The organism is Streptococcus sp. 2342, assembly GCF_013276795.1.
GTDB lineage: Bacteria > Bacillota > Bacilli > Lactobacillales > Streptococcaceae > Streptococcus.
In genome coordinates this window covers 17469-36928 of record NZ_VMLR01000008.1, presented here as the reverse complement: position 1 = coordinate 36928, position 19460 = coordinate 17469, and the positions used below count along the sequence as shown (strand labels likewise).

The window sequence follows — 19460 nt, the reverse complement described above, 5'->3', positions numbered from 1 at the left end:
GATATTGTATTATTTCTTTAATTCTACCAAATTTTCATTGATTCGGCGATAGATTGTTGTCAAGTCAAGCAAGCCTTCCTCGACAGCTGGTGTCAATTGTTCTTCAGTCATACGCCAAGACCAGTTTCCACCAAGGGTAGATGGGAAGTTCATACGAGCTGCCTCATCCAATTCTAGCAAATCTTGCATAGTTGCAATTGCCATGAAGCTAACTGATGAAAAGACTGTACGAAGCATAGCATGTGGCACTGTTTCGTATTCTTTACGGTTAGTGTAGCGAGCCATGTATTCACGAGTCGCATCATCGATCTCGTTACGGTACCAACCAAGGACCGTATTGTTATCGTGTGTTCCTGTGTACATAACTGAGTTAGCAGGTGCCAAGTGTGGGCTATCGATGCTTTCGTCTTCTGGGTTGAAGGCAAATTGAAGAATCTTCATTCCTGGGAAGCCAGTACGTTCACGCAATTCGATAACCTCGTCTGTCATGAAACCAAGATCTTCTGCGATGATGTTTAACTCACCAAGTTCTTCCTTAACGGCTGCAAAAAGCTTGTAGCCAGGACCTTTCACCCACTCACCAGGTGCTGCTGTATCGGAACCAGCAGGGATTTCCCAGTAAGATTCGAAACCACGGAAGTGGTCAATACGAACGATGTCGTAGATTTTGAAGCTTTCACGCAAGCGTTCAATCCACCATTTGTAGCCGTCTTTGTCCATTGCTTCCCAGTCATAGATTGGGTTACCCCAAAGCTGACCAGTTGCAGAAAATTCATCTGGTGGGCATCCTGCGATGCAAGTCGCCTTACCGTTGACATCTGTCTTGAAGAGATGTGGATTTGCCCACATATCGCTTGAATCTTCCGCTACGTAGATTGGCATGTCCCCAACGATTTCGATGTGGTTGTCGTTAGCGTAAGCTTTCAATTTCAACCATTGTTGGAAGAAGAAGTATTGAGTCACACGGTGGTAAACCAACTTGTCTGCCAATTGCTCACGGTAGCTTTCAAGTGCTGAAGCTTTACGAGCACGAGCATCTGCATCTGGCCATTCAGTCCAAGCAAGATTATCAAAATGCTCTTTGATAGCCATATACTCTGCAAAGAGTTCAAGCCATGATTGGTTGTCTTGAGCAAATTTCTCAAAATCTTTAACATCTCCTACTTCCAAGAAACGTTTTACCGCTTTTTCTAAAAGAGGACGACGTGCATAGTAGATTTTCGCATAATCAACTTCAGACGCATCACTACCAAAGTCAACCCCTTCAAGGTCACTTGCTTGCAACAAGCCTTGTTCCACCAAGATATCTAAATCGATAAAATGAGTGTTCCCTGCGAAGGCTGAGAAAGATTGGTAAGGAGAGTCTCCGTAACTAGTTGTTCCTAGTGGAAGGATTTGCCAGTAACGTTGTTTTGTGCGAACCAAGAAATCAACGAAGTCGTAAGCACTTTTACCAAATGATCCGATTCCGTATGCCCCTGGAAGAGAAGAAATGTGCATCAACACACCACTTTGACGTTTTTTCATAATAAGCACCTCATGTGTTTATAGTTAGATATTACATTTTTATGAACGCAAACGTTTGCGCTATTACTAGTATAGCTTATTTTCTTGATAAATGCAAGCGGTTTTAGATAACTTTTTTGATTATTTTTTTAAAATTTTTTCTTCTTACTCGTATATATATTCTTTCAGGAAACAAACAAAATAGGAATACGGGTTTCACTTATCTCATTAAGCAAAAATAAAGTGAGAATCCTCCCTGCTTTCCATTTGTAAATTAGGCAATCGTTTTCTCAACTTTTTTTAAATTTAAAACAAAACCGATTTTTGGGATTTTCTACTATTATATGACGATGAAGCGTTTACTTTTTTCACAATTTTTTAAAAATTTTTACAAAAAACACTTGCAATCGCTTTCCGATTGTGCTATACTAATCCCATAAAGGAAAACGTTTGCGTTTCCTCATTATAAAATTTGTTATTCTTTAGGAGGAATACACTATGTCATCTAAATTCATGAAGAGCGCTGCTGTGCTTGGAACTGTTACACTTGCTAGCTTGCTTTTGGTAGCTTGCGGAAGCAAAACTGCTGATAAACCTGCTGATTCTGGTTCATCCGAAGCGAAAGAACTCACTTTCTACGTTGAAGACCAATATAAAGCCTTTGCTGAATCAGCTGCAAAAGCTTACGAAAAAGAAGCTGGCGTAAAAGTTACCATCAAAACAGGAGACCAAATGGGTGGGCTTGACAAACTTTCTCTTGACAACCAATCAGGTCAAGCTGCTGACGTTATGATGGCTCCATACGACCGTGTAGGTAGCCTTGGTACTGACGGACAACTCTCAGAAGTGAAATTGAGCGACGGTGCTAAAACAGATGATAAAACTAAATCTCTTGTGACAGCTGCTGATGGTAAAGTTTACGGTGCTCCTGCTGTTATCGAGTCACTTGTTATGTACTACAACAAAGACTTGGTAAAAGAAGCTCCAAAAACTTTTGCTGACTTAGAAAACCTTGCTAAAGATAGCAAATATGCCTTCGCTGGAGAAGATGGAAAAACTTCTGCTTTCCTAGCTGACTGGACAAACTTCTACTATGCATATGGACTTCTTGCTGGTAACGGTGCTTACGTATTCGGACAAAACGGTAAAGACGCTAAAGATATCGGTCTTGCAAACGACGGTTCTATCGCAGGTATCAACTACGCTAAATCTTGGTATGAAAAATGGCCTAAAGGTATGCAAGATACTGAAGGTGCTGGCAACTTAATCCAAACTCAATTCCAAGAAGGTAAAACAGCTGCTATCATCGACGGACCTTGGAAAGCTCAAGCCTTTAAAGATGCTAAAGTAAACTACGGTGTTGCAACTATCCCAACTCTTCCAAATGGAAAAGAATATGCTGCATTCGGTGGTGGTAAAGCTTGGATTATCCCATCAAGCACTAAGAACCTTGAAGGCGCTCAAAAATTTGTAGACTTCCTTGTTTCAACTGAAGAACAAAAAGCCTTCTACGATACAACTAACGAAATCCCAGCTAACACTGAAGCTCGTACATATGCTGAAGGTAAAAATGATGAGTTGACAACAGCTGTTATCAAACAGTTCAAGAACGCTCAACCAATGCCAAATATCTCTCAAATGTCTGCAGTTTGGGATCCAGCGAAAACTATGCTCTTTGATGCTGTAAGTGGTAAGAAAGATGCGAAAACAGCTGCTAACGACGCTGTAACATTGATCAAAGAAACAATCAAACAAAAATTTGGTGAATAAAAAATTTGTTCAAGGGGGGTGGAAATCAAATCCCCCTTTGAATTTATCAATCAAAAACATATATAGTTTAGGTTTTAATTAGAAACCAGTATCCTATGAAAGGAGTTATTATGGAAAAGCAACAACCTAGTAAAGCAGCTCTGCTGTCTATCATTCCTGGGTTAGGACAGATTTACAATAAACAAAAATCCAAAGGTTTTATATTCCTTGGTGTAACCATCGTATTTGTCCTTTACTTCCTAGCACTTGCAGCCCCTGAATTGAGCAATCTCATCACTCTTGGTGACAAACCAGGTCGTGATAATTCCCTCTTTATGCTGATTCGTGGTGCCTTCCATTTAATCTTTGTAGTTGTTTATGTACTCTTTTATTTCGCAAATATCAAAGATGCACATACAACTGCCAAACACATTAACAATGGCATACCAGTAGCACTTACCTTTAAAGAAATGATCAAAGGAATCTATGAAAATGGTTTCCCTTACCTCTTGATCATTCCATCTTATGTTGCCATGACTTTTGCGATTATATTCCCGGTTATCGTAACCTTGATGATCGCCTTTACCAACTATGACTTCCAGCACTTGCCACCAAACAAATTGTTGGACTGGGTTGGTTTGACCAACTTTACGAACATCTGGAGTTTGAGTACCTTCCGTTCTGCCTTTGGTGCCGTTCTTTCTTGGACTATCATCTGGGCTTTGGCTGCCTCAACTTTACAGATCGTCATCGGTATCTTCACAGCTATCATTGCTAACCAACCATTTATCAAAGGAAAACGTATCTTTGGTGTTATTTTCCTTCTTCCTTGGGCTGTTCCAGCCTTCATCACTATCTTGACATTCTCAAATATGTTTAACGATAGTGTCGGAGCCATCAACACTCAAGTATTGCCAATCTTAGCTAAATTCCTTCCTTTCCTTGATGGTACTCTTATTCCTTGGAAAACAGACCCAACTTGGACTAAGATTGCCTTGATTATGATGCAGGGTTGGCTTGGATTCCCATACATCTACGTTTTGACCTTGGGTATCTTGCAATCTATTCCTAACGACCTTTACGAAGCAGCTTATATTGACGGTGCCAATGCTTGGCAAAAATTCCGCAACATCACTTTCCCAATGATCTTGGCTGTTGCGGCACCTACTTTGATTAGTCAATACACCTTCAACTTTAACAACTTCTCTATCATGTACCTCTTCAATGGTGGAGGACCTGGTAGTGTCGGAGGTGGAGCTGGTTCAACCGATATCTTGATCTCATGGATCTACCGTTTGACAACAGGTACATCTCCTCAATACTCAATGGCGGCAGCTGTTACCTTGATTATCTCTATCATTGTCATCTCAATCTCTATGATCGCATTCAAGAAACTACACGCATTTGATATGGAGGACGTCTAAGATGAATAACTCAATTAAACTCAAACGTAGACTGACTCAAACCCTTACTTACCTCTACTTGATTGGCCTATCGATCGTGATTATCTATCCACTGTTGATTACCATCATGTCAGCCTTTAAAGCAGGTAACGTCGCGGCCTTTAAACTCGATACTAACATCGACTTCAATTTTGATAACTTTAAAGGACTCTTTACTGAAACCCTATACGGTACTTGGTATCTCAACACTTTGATTATCGCCTTAATTACTATGGCTGTTCAAACAAGTATTATCGTACTTGCTGGTTATGCTTACAGCCGTTACAATTTCTTGGCTCGTAAACAAAGTTTGGTCTTCTTCTTGATTATCCAAATGGTTCCAACAATGGCCGCTTTGACAGCCTTCTTCGTTATGGCACTTATGTTGAACGCCCTTAACCACAGCTGGTTCCTCATCTTCCTCTACGTTGGTGGTGGTATCCCAATGAATGCTTGGCTCATGAAGGGCTACTTCGATACAGTGCCAATGTCTCTAGACGAATCTGCAAAACTAGACGGTGCAGGACACTTCCGCCGCTTCTGGCAAATTGTTCTTCCACTGGTTCGCCCAATGGTTGCCGTACAAGCTCTCTGGGCCTTCATGGGACCTTTCGGGGACTACATCCTCTCTAGTTTCTTGCTTCGTGAGAAAGAATACTTTACTGTTGCCGTAGGTCTCCAAACCTTCGTTAGCAATGCGAAGAACTTGAAGATTGCCTACTTCTCAGCAGGCGCTATCCTCATCGCCCTTCCAATCTGTATTCTCTTCTTCTTCCTACAAAAGAACTTTGTTTCAGGACTTACAAGTGGTGGCGACAAGGGATAATATATCCCCGCCACCCTTTTTCATTTTAAAACTTGTTACTGTAAAAATATCCTTGTAGCAAGCAATTTGTCTCCTAGACTTGAAATAAAGTACATTTCTCTATATAATAATACTCATATAGAAAACACCTTTTAGAAAGATACAAATGCTTCCATATCCATTTTCATATTTTTCAAGTATTTGGGGATTTCGTAAGCCCCTGTCCAAACGTTTCGGACTCAACTGGTTTCAGCTTCTCTTTACCAGTATCTTCCTTATCAGCTTATCTATGGTACCTATTGCCATCCAAAACAGCTCACAGGAGACTTATCCGCTAGAAACCTTTATCGATAATGTCTATGAACCATTGACAGATAAGGTTGTCCAGGATCTCTCTGAACACGCTACAATTGTTGATGGTAAATTAACTTATACTGGAACAGCTAGTCAAGAGCCTTCTATTGTGATCGGTCCAAGTCAAAGCAAGGAATTACCTAAGGACTTGCAACTGCATTTCGACACAAAAGAACTGGTCATCAGCAAGGAAAGCAAGGAACTGACTCGCATCTCTTACCGAGCCATTGAGACTGAGAGTTTCAAAAGCAAAGACAGCTTGACCCAAGCCATTTCTAAAGACTGGTACCAGCAGAATCGTATCTATATCAGTCTCTTCCTAGTTCTCGGTGCAAGCTTCCTCTTTGGTTTGAATTTCTTTATCGTCTCTCTAGGGGCTAGTCTCCTCCTTTATATCACTAAGAAATCACGCCTCTTTTCATTTAAAACCTTTAAGGAGTGCTACCATTTTATCTTGAACTGTTTAGGATTACCTACTCTGATTACGCTTATTTTGGGATTGTTTGGCCAAAATATGTCAAACCTCATCACTATACAAAACATTCTTTTTGTCCTTTATCTGGTCACTATCTTTTATAAAACACATTTCCGTGATCCAGATTACCATAAATAGGAGATTTTTATGCCCGTTACGATTAAAGACGTGGCCAAGGCTGCTGGTGTTTCGCCTTCAACCGTAACCCGTGTTATTCAAAATAAATCAACCATTAGCGACGAAACGAAAAAACGCGTTCGCAAGGCTATGAAGGAACTCAATTACCACCCCAACCTCAATGCTCGTAGTTTGGTAAGCAGTTATACCCAAGTTATCGGCTTGGTCCTTCCTGACGACTCAGACGCCTTCTATCAAAATCCTTTCTTCCCATCTGTCCTCCGTGGTATCGCCCAAGTCGCCTCTGAAAACCACTACGCCATTCAGATCGCGACAGGTAAAGATGCCAAAGAGCGTCTTAAAGCTATTTCTCAGATGGTCTATGGTAAGCGTGTAGATGGTTTGATTTTCCTCTATGCCCAAGAAGAGGACCCTTTGGTTAAGTTAGTAGCAGACGAGCAATTTCCTTTCCTTATCTTAGGTAAATCTCTATCTCCCTTCATTCCACTTGTCGATAATGACAATGTCCAAGCTGGTTTTGATGCGACAGAGTATTTCATCAAAAAAGGATGCAAGCGAATTGCCTTTATCGGAGGTACTAAGCGACTCTTCGTAACACAAGACCGTCTGACAGGTTACGAGCTAGCTCTAAAACAATACCAACTTCCTCTCGATACTAATCTGACTTACTTTGCTACTGAATTTCTTGAAGATAATGGTTATCGCTTTAGTAGACTTCTCTTCAAACACGATCCAAATATTGACGCTATTATTACCATTGATAGTCTCCTTGCTGCAGGGGTCTGTGATTACATCGCAAAACACCAACTGGATGCCCCTGTCCTCAGCTTCGACTCAGTCAATCCCAAGCTCAACTTGGCGGCCTATGTTGATATCAATAGCTTGGAACTTGGTCGTGTTTCCTTTGAAACTATTCTCCAGATCATCAATGATGCTAAAAGTAATAAACAAATTTGTTACCGTCAGTTAATTGCCCACAAAATTATCGAAAAATAAAAACCAGCTCGCGCTGGTTTTTTTGGCCACTAATTATCTGTTTCAACGAACCGTCCCAAAATATGAACATTCTCCGATACAGAAACAAAGGCGCTTGGATCCACCTGTTTCATAATCTGTTTAAATTCATTAAACTCTGCACGTGTAATGACAGTGATTAAAACTGCCTTTCTCTCGTGATTATAGGTTCCTTCTGCATCGTGGATCATAGTTGCTCCGCGGTGCAATTTTTTATGGATTTTTTCAATTACCTTGTCTGGATGATTGGTCACAATCATGGCCTGCATCCGTTTTTGCTTGGTAAAGACAGCATCTGTCACACGGCTAGAGACAAAGATGGTAATCATAGAGTAGAGGGCGTATTTCCAACCAAAGGTCAAACCAGCTATCAGCATGATTGTCCCATTTACCAAGAAAGAAATACTGCCAACATTCTTACCTGTTTTCTTGCGAATAGTCAGACTGACGATATCCGTCCCACCACTGGAGATATTGTTTCGTAGAGCAAAACCAATCCCCAAGCCCATGACAACACCCCCAAAAAGGGCATTGATGATGGGATCCTCCGTCAAGGTCGCCACAGGGACAAACTGGATAAAGAAGGAACTCATGGATACCGTGATAAAGGTAAAGACCGTGAATTTATGTCCAATCTGATACCAGGCCAAGACCATCAAAGGAAAATTAATCGCGTAGAAAGCCAATGAAATCGGAATGTGAAAACCAAACCAGTGATTACTCAAGGCCGAGATAATCTGTGCCAAACCTGTCGCACCACTCGAATACACATGCCCTGGTTGGAAAAAGAAATTGACCGCTACTGCTGATAAAAAACCATAGACCAGAGAGGCCGAAATCTTCTCATCATATTTTTCGCGAGAGATGCTTTGTAAGACACGTAAAATTTTTATCTGATAAGCAAAGCGGCGCAGATAATAGCGCCACCGCTTAATTCGTTTTGCTTGTTTCATCTTCTTCTACTTGTAAGCTGAGTTCCTCTAGTTGTTTGAGAGCGACTGTTGAAGGAGCTTGTGTCATTGGGTCAGTTGCCTTGTTGTTCTTAGGAAAGGCAATAACTTCACGGATATTTTCTTCCCCAGCAAGCAACATAACAAATCGGTCAAGCCCGATAGCCAAGCCACCGTGTGGTGGGAAACCATAGTCCATGGCTTCAAGAAGGAAACCAAACTGGTCATTTGCTTCTTCGGCTGAGAAACCAAGAGCCTTGAACATACGTTCTTGAAGGTCTTTTTGGTTGATACGAAGGCTACCACCACCAAGTTCATAACCGTTCAAGACAATATCGTAAGCAATGGCACGAACCTTCGCCAAATCACCTTCTAATTCGTGAGCAGTCTCTTCCTGTGGTAGAGTAAATGGATGGTGGGCGCTCATGTAACGGCCTTCTTCTTCAGACCATTCAAACATTGGCCAGTCAACTACCCAAAGGAAGTTGAATTTATCGTTATCAATCAAGCCAAGCTCTTTGGCAATACGTCCACGAAGGGCACCAAGAGTTGCATTGGCCACTTCAAGCGTATCCGCCACAAAGAGAACGAGGTCCTTATCTTCAAGTGCAAGCGCTGTTGTCAATTCTGCTTGGATGCTAGTCAAGAACTTGGCAACTGGTCCGTTTAATTCTCCATCAACCACCTTGACCCAAGCAAGACCTTTGGCACCGTACTGCTTGGCTACTTCCGTCATCTTGTCGATGTCTTTACGTGAATAATTGTCCGCAGCGCCTTTGACCACAATGGCTTTTACAGCAGGTGCTTCTGAAAAGACTTTAAAGTCTACACCTTTGACTACTGCTGTCAAGTCCTGAAGCAACATGTCAAAACGAGTATCTGGCTTGTCAGAACCGTAAAGAGCCATCGCATCATCGTATTTCATACGAGGGAATGGAAGGGTTACTTCGATACCTTTGGTTTCTTTCATCACGCGCGCAATCAAGCCTTCTGTGATATCTTGGATTTCTTGCTCAGTAAGGAAAGACGTTTCCAAGTCGACCTGGGTAAACTCAGGCTGACGGTCTCCACGCAAATCCTCGTCACGGAAACATTTAACAATTTGATAGTAACGGTCAAAACCAGCATTCATCAAGAGCTGTTTAGTGATTTGTGGACTTTGAGGAAGAGCGTAAAAATGCCCTTTATTGACACGAGATGGTACCAAATAGTCACGCGCTCCTTCTGGCGTTGACTTAGAAAGGAATGGTGTCTCCACGTCGATAAACTCAAGCTCATCCAAGTAGTTGCGGATGGAGTGGGTCACCTTGGCACGAAGTTTAAGATTTTCCAACATTTCTGGACGACGAAGGTCAAGGTAACGGTAACGCAAACGCGTATCGTCATTAGCCTCAATGCCATCCTTAATCTCAAATGGTGTTGTTTTAGCTGTATTAAGCACTGTCAGAGCTGTCACGTTTAACTCAACTGCACCAGTTGGCAACTTATCATTGGCTTGCTCACGCGCAGCAACCTGACCTGTCACCTCGATAACAAATTCGCTACGAAGGCCTTCAGCTGTTGCCATAACCTCTGCAGATACTTTTTCAGGGTTGATAACCAACTGCATGATTCCTTCACGGTCACGAAGGTCGATAAAGATCAAACCACCAAGGTCACGACGACGGCCAACCCATCCTTTCAAGGTCATTTCTTGTCCGATGTGTTCCTCACGAACACGACCAGCATACATACTACGTTTCATTGTTTCTCTCCTCTTTTATTCTGTTACTATTTTACCATAAAAGCGCAGGCTCTTCATGAAAATCAGCAGAAAAGTTTGCCAGTCTTTAAAAATCCAGTGAAGACCCTAAAAATTATACTCAATGAAAATCAAAGAGCAAACTAGGAAGCTAGCCACAGATTGCTCAAAACACTGTTTTGAGGTTGCAGATGGAAGCTGACGTGGTTTGAAGAGATTTTCGAAGAGTATTAACTTGCCCATACAAAAATCCGATGAACTTCACCGGACTCTTTTATTTTGAATTTTTGCCTGCTTTACGCTTTTCAGCGATTTCAGCTGCCTTTCGAGGCAAGACAATTTCCGTTGTATAAGCTGTCCCAAAACGCCAGATACCGGCAATAGGGGCAAAGACTACTGCGAGATGGCTGTAGAAGAAATCACCTTTGAAGGCATAAGCTAACGCCCCAATGATGAAAAACAGAACAACTGCCTGAATCACTGCTAATAAAATTACTCGTTTCATGTGACCTCCTGACTCTATTATAGCATGAGAATCATCAAAAAGCCGACTAAATTATTCAAAGCGTGAAGAGAAATACTGTAGACCAGACCTTTTCTGCTAATGTAAGCCAAACCCAAACTAAAACCAAGGCTAAAATAGACAAAAAATTGTTGCACATCACCTGGGAAATGAATCAAGGCAAACAGAAGACTAGATACCAGAAGGAAAATCAGAGTTTGTTTACTATTGTCCTGCTTAGGAAAGAGATAGCGTGCCAACATCCCTCTAAAGATAAGTTCTTCCGTCAAAGGAGCAAAAATAACGACCGCAAAGAATGAGAAAAGTGGTTGAGACAAGGTCAAGTCTATCGCTATTTGCTGATTTACTGAAGGATCATTTGGCAAGAAAAACTGGACAACCAGAGATAAGAACCAAACCAAGGCAGGAAGCCAAATAAATCGGTTGAAGCCACTCTTCTCAATACGAACAGGACCTTTCTGATACCATTTGTAAATGCCGTACACATAAACTCCAGCCAAGGCCACATAGAGCAAGGTCACAGCATAGGGTGAACCGCCTAAGGCAAGCGACGTAGTCGCGAGCACCTGAATAAAGCCATAGATAAAGAAAAAGGATAGAAGGGCTAGAAGAAACCAGCCGAGGTTTTTAAGTAGTTTCATAAAGGTCTCCTATCTTGCTTTATAGCTGTTTTTCAATACAAAGAGGTTTGCTATTCCTAACACAAGTACCCAGGCAAGTAACATACCAATATTAGAAAAAGATATTTCCCCACCTTTTTTATTTAAAAGATTTACAATTGGACCAATAAAAGAGTAATCCAACACTTTCTGAACCGTATCATTTTGAAGAGCAATCATGGGTAAAAAAGAGACGATAAACACAGGAAACATACTATAAACTTGCGCTTTAGACTGAGTATCTGACACTGCACCGATTAGAAGGTTGAGAAAAATAACACTAATAGCTGCTAAGACCAAATAGATAACATAGGCCAATAAGTAACCTGATACATCCACTTTAAAATAGATTGGTAGTAAAATCATTCCAAGCAACATAATCAACAGAGGGAGAATGAGCATACTGAAAGTATATTCTGTTGCTGTCACACCACTTAGGATGAGTGATTTAAGATTGCACTTTTCCTTATCTTCTGCCATCATAATCGATACCATATAACCACTTCCCATACTCAAGACCATCGTCAAACTCATAGAAAGGAAATACGTACTCAATTCTCCACTCTTGTTTAAGAACTCATTATATAGAACAGCCAGTCCAAAAGGCAACAATAGAGTCGCCAACAAAGTTGAATTGCTGATAAGAACTTGTAATCTTAACCATAGTAGGGCATTTAATTTTCTAAACATCTAACTTTTCTCCTGTTAATCTGATAAAGATCTCTTCTAAAGTCGGCTCACAAGAGTGAACCACCATCAAATCTGTCGTGTCTAAATGTGGCAATTCTTCAAATGGAACTATCTGTTCTCGTCCATCGTTATAAACCACACGTACTTTCTTATCCACATGGTACTTCTGGATAATATCTTGCGGACTTCCATACTCTATTAGGTTCCCCTTATTCAAAAGAGATAAGCGATCACAAAGCAGAGTTGCTTCATGCATATCATGCGTAGTCAGAAAGATAGTTGTCCCCGCCTGCTTTAATTCTTGAAGTAGGGTATGAATCATCTTAGATGTTGTAGGGTCTAAACCACTAGTTGGCTCATCTAGAAAGAGAATTTTAGGAGCATTAAGAAGGGCACGAGCCAAGAACATTCGTTGTTTCATTCCTGTAGATAACTTTTCTGCGATAATATCTTTAGCATCTGCCAATCCAACCTGTTGGAGTACCTGATTTACTCTATCTGACTTGAGACCATATAACTTAGCGTAAATGAGCAGATTTTTGTAAAGACTCATCTTTTCATAAAAACCACTGCCATCACTAACAATACCAATTTGTTCCAAATCATTTGAGGTTAAATCTTGAGAATTCTTGCCTAACAAAACTGTTTTACCTTGATCTGCAGCCAACTGTCCTGTTAAGACATTGATCATGGTTGTTTTACCTGAGCCAGAAGGACCAAGAAAGCCAAAGATTTCACCTTCCTTAATCTCAAAAGAAATCTGATGAAGAGCTTTTTTGCTCCCAAAACTTTTGCTTACATTTTCAACACGAATCATAGAAACTCCTTTATTTGAAATAGCGTTTTACCATAGGTATTTGCATCACATTGATATAAATATGGATTGCTCCGACAAGCAAGAAGGCTAGTAGCTGAATCTCTCCTGTCAAGAAAGAAATGATAAAAAGAAAAATATATAAGGCTGGTAAGACATAGTTATTTAATTGGAATAAAATCCGAAAACTCTGTTCTAAATTAGCTTGTCGCTCCCCTTCATCATAAGAATTGACATACTCTAAGACATCCTTTGGTGTTGAGAAAAATGCCAAATCAAACTGACGAACAATCGCAATGGTCTTAAAAAGATATTTTTGAACACTGAGAATCAGCACTAATCCCAAAAAAGAAAGAGATAAGGTTAGATTGCTTCTATTTGGTACAATCACTTCACTACCTGAGATGAAAAGAGCCAATAAGATTGCTACACTTGCAATATTAAAAGCAATGGTTCCAAACTCGAGATTCCGATACATTTGCACATAATAGCTTTCATTCAGATCATCATCCATTTCCTCTTGATACAAGGAATGAAATTTTCTGCTTTTCTTTAAGAAATTGAATGTCAAAAGAATGCTAATGAAACCTAACACTAAACAAATAGCTGATATCCATGGTATCAAGACTTTCACATCTAACATGATTCCGTGGGATTCGGCAACAGCCTTAAACATCCCTACAAACATGCCCAAGAAAGCTCCCAAGACAACACACATTAAAAACAACAAGACACCTTTCTTATTCTTTTTCATATTCATTCTCCTTCTAAATTAAACCAATCCAACTAACCACTGACCAAAGGCTTTACCTGATGCATAAATTGCTGTCAAACCCTCTGTTCCAAGTGATACTAAAATCAAACAAACAACAAACAAGAGAATAGCTTGGTTTCTTGCTTTTTTCGCCCCTTCTCCTAAAAGATCTCTCCCAAGCCAGCCTGCTAGATAAGCATATAGGATGACTGTTAAAATCCCAAACTCTGTTGACGAAAGAAACAGCAAAATTGCTACTAAACGGATGACGTTAGTCTTGATATTAAAATAATTTCCTAAACCTGCACAGACACCTGCAAGTTCTTTGTTCTCAGTATCTACTTGAAAACCTGCTAAAAACTCTTTCATATTCATTCTCCTTTTTCACTTGCTAAATTGTTTGCTTTCTTTTCAATCCAGTCAACGACTGGGATAAGAGCAAAGTAGGCCCAAATAAATTGGTCGCTGTAATAGAGATCAAACCATCCTAGATTTGTTCCAATTAGTAGACACATGCTGACTAATAGAGCTATGGCTACTACATAATAGATCACTTTATACTTATTCATCATTTTTCTCCTTTTTCTCTAACCGATTGAAAATGGATAAGAGGACTAAATTAATCCAAAACAAATACTTACTTTCAACAAAATAGAACCACCCCAGTAATGTTCCAACCATAGCGAAAGCATTCACAATGAGGACAAGAACACTCATATAATAAAACACTTTATACTTGTTCATCACTCGTCCTCCTCCAAGCGAAATACCGATTCGACTGTTTCGTTGAAAATCTGAGATATTTTCAAGGCAATCACAACGGAAGGGGTGTATTCGTCCCGTTCTAATAGGCTAATGGTCTGTCTGGAAACCTCTGCTAGCTTGGCCAGTTCGGTTTGATTGAGGCCATCGCGAGCCCGCAGCTCTTTTAGACGATTTTTTAGTTGCATGTCACACACCTACTCTCCGTCAAATTCAACGGTTTGGATATCCTCAATGCGTTGTAGTTTGAATTTTTCTTTTCCTTTTTTATTTACACGGCGTAGCTTGACCCACTCCTCATCAACATCTACAACTTCCCAATTGTCTGTCCCAAAAACTTGTCCAAAGATTGTTGGTTTTTTCCCAATCAATTCTTTTAATAATCTTGACATTTCTTTATTTCCTTTCTGTTTTTGCTCAATTCTTTTGATTTTATTCTCTAGTTTCTTGACCCTTTGGGTATGATAGAGATAAAACATAAACACAAGAGGTACAAATCCTAATGCCCACATAATTGTTCCTTTCTCCGTTTCTCTTAACTTGATTATATTGTAACACATCTTTTTCTTTTTGACAAGCATATTTGTCAAAAAGTTTATGATTTTTGTCATTTTGCAAAAGAAAAAGGTCAGGAGTAAGTTCCTGACCAGTTTATCTATCATTAATACTCTTCGAAAATCAAATTCAAACCACGTCAGCTTCACCTTGCCGTACTCAAGTACAGCCTGCGGCTAGCTTCCTAGTTTGCTCTTTGATTTTCATTGAGTATAAAATCCTAGTTTTTCAAAGATTTCTGAGAAGTTTTGGCTGATTGTCTCAAGTGACACTTGCACTTCTTCTCGGGTTTGGTTGTTCTTGACCGTTACTTGTCCGCTTTCGACTTCGCTCTCTCCTAGGGTGATAAGGGTCTTAGCAGCAAAGACATCAGCTGACTTGAACTGAGCTTTGAGCTTACGGTTGAGGTAATCACGCTCTGCTTTGAAACCTTGTTGGCGAAGAGCCTGTACCAATTCCAAGGCCTTGACATTTGCTCCTTGACCCAAGACTGCGATATAGACATCTAGGGCGTTTTCGATAGGGAGGGCAACACCTTGCTTTTCAAGAATGAGAAGCAGCCGCTCTACACCAAGTCCAAAACCAAAGCCAGCAGTCTCAGGGCCACCAAAGTAGGCAACCAAACCATCGTAGCGACCACCCGCACAGACTGTCAGGTCATTGCCCTCAATCTCTGTGATAAACTCGAAAATGGTGTGGTTGTAGTAGTCCAGACCACGCACCATATTGGTATCGATGATATAGTCTACTCCAAGATTTTCCAACATCTGACGCACAGCATCAAAATGAGCTTGGCTTTCTTCATCAAGGAAATCCAAGATAGACGGCGCATTTTCTACTGCTACCTTGTCTTCTTTTTCCTTAGAGTCCAAGACACGGAGAGGATTTTCCTCCAAGCGACGCTGGCTATCCTTAGACAAAGTCTCCTTGAGCGGTGTCAAATAGTCAATCAAGGCCTGACGATAGGCTGCACGGCTCTCAGGATTTCCAAGAGTGTTGAGGTGCAATTTGACACCTTGGATACCGATTTCTTTCAAGAAGTGGGCTGCCATAGCGATGGTCTCCACATCGGTAGCTGGATTGCTAGAGCCAAAGCACTCAACACCAATCTGGTGGAACTGGCGCAAACGCCCTGCCTGTGGACGCTCATAGCGGAACATAGGTCCCATGTAATAGAACTTGCTTGGCTTTTGCACTTCTGGAGCAAAGAGTTTATTTTCCACATAAGAACGGACAACGGGCGCTGTTCCTTCTGGACGGAGGGTAATATGGCGGTCACCCTTGTCATAGAAGTCATACATTTCCTTGGTCACGATATCCGTTGTATCTCCGACAGAGCGACTGATAACCTCGTAGTGCTCAAAAATAGGCGTGCGCACTTCTGCATAGTTATAGCGCTTGAAAATTTCACGGGCAAAGCCCTCAACGTACTGCCACTTGGCAGATTCAGCAGGTAAAATATCCTGCGTTCCTTTTGGTTTTTGTAATTTCATAGGGAATCCTCTTTAAACTTAATAGTCTTATTTTACCATAAATAGGGGGATTAAAACAGTATGAATAAAATTAGGATTTATACTCAATGAAAATCAAAGAGCAAACTAGGAAACTAGCCGCAGGTTGCTCAAAACAGTGTTTTGAGGTTGTGGATAGAACTGACGAAGTCAGTAACATATCTACGGCAAGGCAACGCTGACGTGGTTTGAAGAGATTTTCGAAGAGTATTAGATATCATTTTTGAGATTAATAACTGTCAAAAGAATAGCTATCAAGGAGAGACCAACAAATAGCATCCAAGTCAACTGTATATTCCATACAGCTACAAGTGAAAAACAAGCTGTTCCCACAGGTATGGATAAGGTAAACAATAAACCTAAAAAATTACTGGTACGAGCTAGAACCTCTGGAGCTAGATTTTTCAGGAGCAAGGCACTAATCTTTGGTTGAACTTTAGCAGACACATACAGAGTTGAACAGATAAATAGTAAACCAAGTACGACTTGATTGAATAAATTAGCTAGACCAACTAGACTGAGTCCTACGGTCACCCACATCATCAATCTAGGCAAGGACTGCTTCCCAAAATAATCATTGCCCGTAAGGCTACTGATGATGATTGCTAACAAAGCACAGAATTGACTGATAAATAATGCCTCTGTGTAAGAAAAGTCCAAAAGAGAATGGCTCAAAAAGAAGATGTTATAGATGCTTCCTAAAGCGCCACCCAAAGCATTGATAAGCAAGACAGCAAAGAGCATAAAGCCAAAGTTTTTCTGTCCACCTTTAAGAAAAACAAGACGTAAATTTCGATAAATCGTTAGGAACTGCTCTTTGATAGATAGCTTCTCATTTTTTAGTGATTTACCATCAGCAGCTGAAAGTGACAGGCTCAATTTGCTTTTTCCTAAAAAGAGAATCACGGCTGATACGAGGAAAAAACAGGCATTGATTCCCGCAACGAGAGAAAAATTATTGATCGATAGCCCTAAGAGCCAGACTCCGAAAGCTTGACCACCAATGGCTGAAATATAGGTGATGAACTGGTTAAAAGAATAAGCTTCCATCAAATCCTCTTCAGCTACTTTTTCCTTAACAAGAGGCATGCGCAAGCCACCTGCAAAATCACTGATGACATCACTAATGACATTAATCAAACACAGGCTAGAAAAGGCAAAGAGACTAGCTTGCTGGACAACTAGGGCTGCCAGAAAAAATAAAACCGCCTGAAACAAACCGCTGTAAGTCATCCATTTGACCTTGTCCCTCGTGTAATCTGCCCGAATCCCTACAAAAACTGTAAAGAGAGTCGGAAGAATCATGACAATATTGGCCATAGCAACCGCAAAAGATGCTTGTGGCAAGGTCGATGCATAGACGATAAAGACCAGATTGAAAATTGAAGCACCAAAAGCATTGAAGAAGCGTGACAAAGTCAAGAGTCGATAAGCTTGATTTCTAAACAATAATTTCATAGGTAATCTCCCTTCTTGTTCTAATCCCTATATGAAGTATGACTATAGTATAGCACTTAGAAATTCTAGAGGAAAAACTTTTGAATATATGCAACAAATAAAATGAGCAAAAAGAAACGATAGAATTGCTCCAGTGACACGAGAGAGCCCATCAGTTCTATCGCTTAAAATTTCAAATTATTTTCTTAGTTTGCAGATATTCAACAATCGGTCGTTTTTCTATAGTATTCAGCAGATTTATTACAGCCAAGCATCTCAAAAATACGGACAGCATCTTCCATCTTTTTCTGACCTTCCTTGACTCTGCCTTGCTTGCTATCAAGGAGACCCTCTGCCCACAAATAGACAATTCGGAAATAGGTTTCATTTTCATTGTAAAAATGCTCTTCGATAACACGTTTAAAATAAGAGGCATTAGTAAATTCTTCACACTCAATGCTGGCTAAAAAGCCATTCAATAGTATAGTGTGAAAAAGGTTTCGATTGCCAGACATTTCCATTAGAAAATCAGATTTACGTACCATTTCTCGTACATATCTAGTAAAAAGAGAAACAGATAGAAAGGCTGAACTGACTGAAAATAAATTGAGTTCATAGATTCCCCAGATCTCGGTAGAAAACAGATAGTCATGAAGGACTTTCCCCTCCTCTGCCGTTAACTCTACCCTTTCGTCCATGCTCTTCATATAAGACTTTATAAGAATGGCATTTAGAATATGTTTCTGTTTGTTTTGAGAATGGGCATGCTCTTGATACTCCCTGCGATACAAGTCCTCAAGCGGAGCTATATTCTTTGGATCCAAGACATCTATGATTTCTTTTCTCAACTCAGAATCTGTATCATACTGAAAACCTCTCGCCAGAAAGAGGATTTCCTCCACACTGGCCGATATATTTTCTAGGGCAAATAGAAACTTTTCCACCGAAAGCTCACTCTGACCTGTTTCAAAGCGGGACAACATAGACGGCGAAAATTGTCCTCCAGTTGCTTGTCTCAGCGAGATATTTCTTGACTCTCGTAATTGTCTAAAGACTTTTCCAATCTGCTCCATAGGCTTCCCCTTGATTCCGTATTTTCTTCATTTTATCATATTTTTCAGAAAATTCATCAAAAACTTGCCAAATTGTCAGAATTATGAGAAAATAGAGGATATTTATCACGTGGAGGGACTGTAATGAGAGACGATATCAAAATCAATGACCGTGCTTTGGCCTTAAAAAACCAAATTATCGAAAAACTAGAGAAGGTTTTTGATACAGATGTGGAATTGGATGTTTACAATCTAGGGCTGATTTATGAAATCAATCTGGACGAAACAGGCCTCTGCAAGATTGTCATGACCTTCACCGATACTGCCTGCGATTGCGCCGAAAGCCTGCCTATCGAAATCGTTGCAGGTCTCAAACAAATCGAGGGTATCGAAGATGTCAAGGTTGAAGTTACCTGGTCGCCTGCTTGGAAAATCACACGAATCAGTCGCTACGGCCGTATTGCCCTTGGACTACCACCTCGTTAAGTAGGCAAATTACTCTTGAAGATGAAAAAAAGCAAGCCGAAGT

22 protein-coding genes are annotated in these 19460 nt (G+C 40.5%); 6 read left to right on the top strand and 16 right to left on the bottom strand.

Going from position 1 to position 19460, the window contains the following annotated elements:
- Positions 1 to 9: 9 nt before the first annotated feature.
- Positions 10 to 1527 (bottom strand): 4-alpha-glucanotransferase, encoded by a 1518-nt coding sequence (gene malQ / locus HT689_RS08180; RefSeq protein WP_078238543.1) that lies wholly within the window; start codon positions 1525 to 1527, stop codon positions 10 to 12.
- A gap of 477 nt (positions 1528 to 2004) precedes the next feature.
- Here malQ and HT689_RS08175 point away from each other — a divergent pair, with 477 nt between their 5' ends.
- From HT689_RS08175 to HT689_RS08155, 5 genes are all read left to right on the top strand, one after another.
- Positions 2005 to 3276, top strand: a complete 1272-nt coding sequence (locus tag HT689_RS08175) for an extracellular solute-binding protein (RefSeq protein ID WP_004259122.1) — start codon at positions 2005 to 2007, stop codon at positions 3274 to 3276.
- A gap of 110 nt (positions 3277 to 3386) precedes the next feature.
- Positions 3387 to 4679: a sugar ABC transporter permease gene (locus tag HT689_RS08170; RefSeq protein ID WP_033687466.1), complete on the top strand. Its 1293-nt coding sequence runs from the start codon at positions 3387 to 3389 to the stop codon at positions 4677 to 4679.
- A gap of 1 nt (position 4680) precedes the next feature.
- Positions 4681 to 5523 (top strand): sugar ABC transporter permease, encoded by an 843-nt coding sequence (locus tag HT689_RS08165; RefSeq protein ID WP_020902368.1) that lies wholly within the window; start codon positions 4681 to 4683, stop codon positions 5521 to 5523.
- A 145-nt stretch (positions 5524 to 5668) separates the two neighbouring features.
- Positions 5669 to 6469, top strand: coding sequence for a DUF1189 domain-containing protein (locus HT689_RS08160; protein ID WP_173280948.1), 801 nt, complete (start codon positions 5669 to 5671; stop codon positions 6467 to 6469).
- A gap of 9 nt (positions 6470 to 6478) precedes the next feature.
- Positions 6479 to 7465 (top strand): LacI family DNA-binding transcriptional regulator, encoded by a 987-nt coding sequence (locus HT689_RS08155; protein ID WP_049515781.1) that lies wholly within the window; start codon positions 6479 to 6481, stop codon positions 7463 to 7465.
- A 29-nt stretch (positions 7466 to 7494) separates the two neighbouring features.
- Here HT689_RS08155 and HT689_RS08150 read toward each other — a convergent pair whose 3' ends face one another.
- The 15 genes from HT689_RS08150 to rgg form a co-directional block, all read right to left on the bottom strand.
- Positions 7495 to 8436 carry a YitT family protein gene (locus tag HT689_RS08150; protein ID WP_033682919.1) on the bottom strand — a complete coding sequence of 314 codons (942 nt, stop codon included), beginning with the start codon at positions 8434 to 8436 and terminating at the stop codon, positions 7495 to 7497.
- Positions 8414 to 10177, bottom strand: a complete 1764-nt coding sequence (gene aspS, locus HT689_RS08145; RefSeq protein WP_173280946.1) for an aspartate--tRNA ligase — start codon at positions 10175 to 10177, stop codon at positions 8414 to 8416. The genes HT689_RS08150 and aspS overlap by 23 nt, the downstream gene beginning before the upstream one ends.
- 271 nt (positions 10178 to 10448) lie before the next feature.
- Positions 10449 to 10679, bottom strand: a complete 231-nt coding sequence (locus HT689_RS08140) for a hypothetical protein (protein ID WP_033682917.1) — start codon at positions 10677 to 10679, stop codon at positions 10449 to 10451.
- A 17-nt stretch (positions 10680 to 10696) separates the two neighbouring features.
- Positions 10697 to 11338: a type II CAAX endopeptidase family protein gene (locus HT689_RS08135; protein ID WP_173280943.1), complete on the bottom strand. Its 642-nt coding sequence runs from the start codon at positions 11336 to 11338 to the stop codon at positions 10697 to 10699.
- Between the two features lie 9 nt (positions 11339 to 11347).
- A complete protein-coding gene (locus HT689_RS08130) occupies positions 11348 to 12046 on the bottom strand; it encodes an ABC transporter permease (RefSeq protein WP_173280940.1) in 699 nt (232 codons plus the stop codon).
- The gene (locus HT689_RS08125; RefSeq protein WP_000621676.1) at positions 12039 to 12863 is read right to left on the bottom strand and encodes an ABC transporter ATP-binding protein; all 825 of its coding nucleotides are present in this window, start codon (positions 12861 to 12863) and stop codon (positions 12039 to 12041) included. The genes HT689_RS08130 and HT689_RS08125 overlap by 8 nt, the downstream gene beginning before the upstream one ends.
- Before the next feature lie 10 nt (positions 12864 to 12873).
- Positions 12874 to 13614, bottom strand: coding sequence for a DUF3169 family protein (locus HT689_RS08120; RefSeq protein ID WP_173280938.1), 741 nt, complete (start codon positions 13612 to 13614; stop codon positions 12874 to 12876).
- Between the two features lie 18 nt (positions 13615 to 13632).
- Positions 13633 to 13983 (bottom strand): PspC domain-containing protein, encoded by a 351-nt coding sequence (locus tag HT689_RS08115; RefSeq protein WP_173280936.1) that lies wholly within the window; start codon positions 13981 to 13983, stop codon positions 13633 to 13635.
- A 2-nt stretch (positions 13984 to 13985) separates the two neighbouring features.
- A complete protein-coding gene (locus HT689_RS08110; RefSeq protein ID WP_173280933.1) occupies positions 13986 to 14183 on the bottom strand; it encodes a hypothetical protein in 198 nt (65 codons plus the stop codon).
- Positions 14176 to 14358 (bottom strand): hypothetical protein, encoded by a 183-nt coding sequence (locus tag HT689_RS08105; RefSeq protein WP_173280931.1) that lies wholly within the window; start codon positions 14356 to 14358, stop codon positions 14176 to 14178. The genes HT689_RS08110 and HT689_RS08105 overlap by 8 nt, the downstream gene beginning before the upstream one ends.
- Positions 14358 to 14564: a helix-turn-helix transcriptional regulator gene (locus HT689_RS08100; protein WP_001176233.1), complete on the bottom strand. Its 207-nt coding sequence runs from the start codon at positions 14562 to 14564 to the stop codon at positions 14358 to 14360. The genes HT689_RS08105 and HT689_RS08100 overlap by 1 nt, the downstream gene beginning before the upstream one ends.
- Before the next feature lie 9 nt (positions 14565 to 14573).
- Positions 14574 to 15038 (bottom strand): hypothetical protein, encoded by a 465-nt coding sequence (locus HT689_RS08095; protein WP_173280928.1) that lies wholly within the window; start codon positions 15036 to 15038, stop codon positions 14574 to 14576.
- A 96-nt stretch (positions 15039 to 15134) separates the two neighbouring features.
- Positions 15135 to 16424, bottom strand: coding sequence for a histidine--tRNA ligase (gene hisS / locus HT689_RS08090; protein WP_173280926.1), 1290 nt, complete (start codon positions 16422 to 16424; stop codon positions 15135 to 15137).
- Positions 16425 to 16652: 228 nt separating this feature from the next.
- Complete coding sequence (locus HT689_RS08085; RefSeq protein ID WP_173280924.1) at positions 16653 to 17900, bottom strand: transporter; 1248 nt, start codon at positions 17898 to 17900, stop codon at positions 16653 to 16655.
- Between the two features lie 200 nt (positions 17901 to 18100).
- Positions 18101 to 18952, bottom strand: coding sequence for a quorum-sensing system transcriptional regulator Rgg (gene rgg, locus HT689_RS08080; RefSeq protein ID WP_173224734.1), 852 nt, complete (start codon positions 18950 to 18952; stop codon positions 18101 to 18103).
- 123 nt (positions 18953 to 19075) lie between these two features.
- On the opposite strand from rgg, the gene HT689_RS08075 reads away from it, so the two are divergent.
- Positions 19076 to 19417 (top strand): metal-sulfur cluster assembly factor, encoded by a 342-nt coding sequence (locus HT689_RS08075; protein ID WP_173224731.1) that lies wholly within the window; start codon positions 19076 to 19078, stop codon positions 19415 to 19417.
- Positions 19418 to 19460 lie beyond the last annotated feature (43 nt).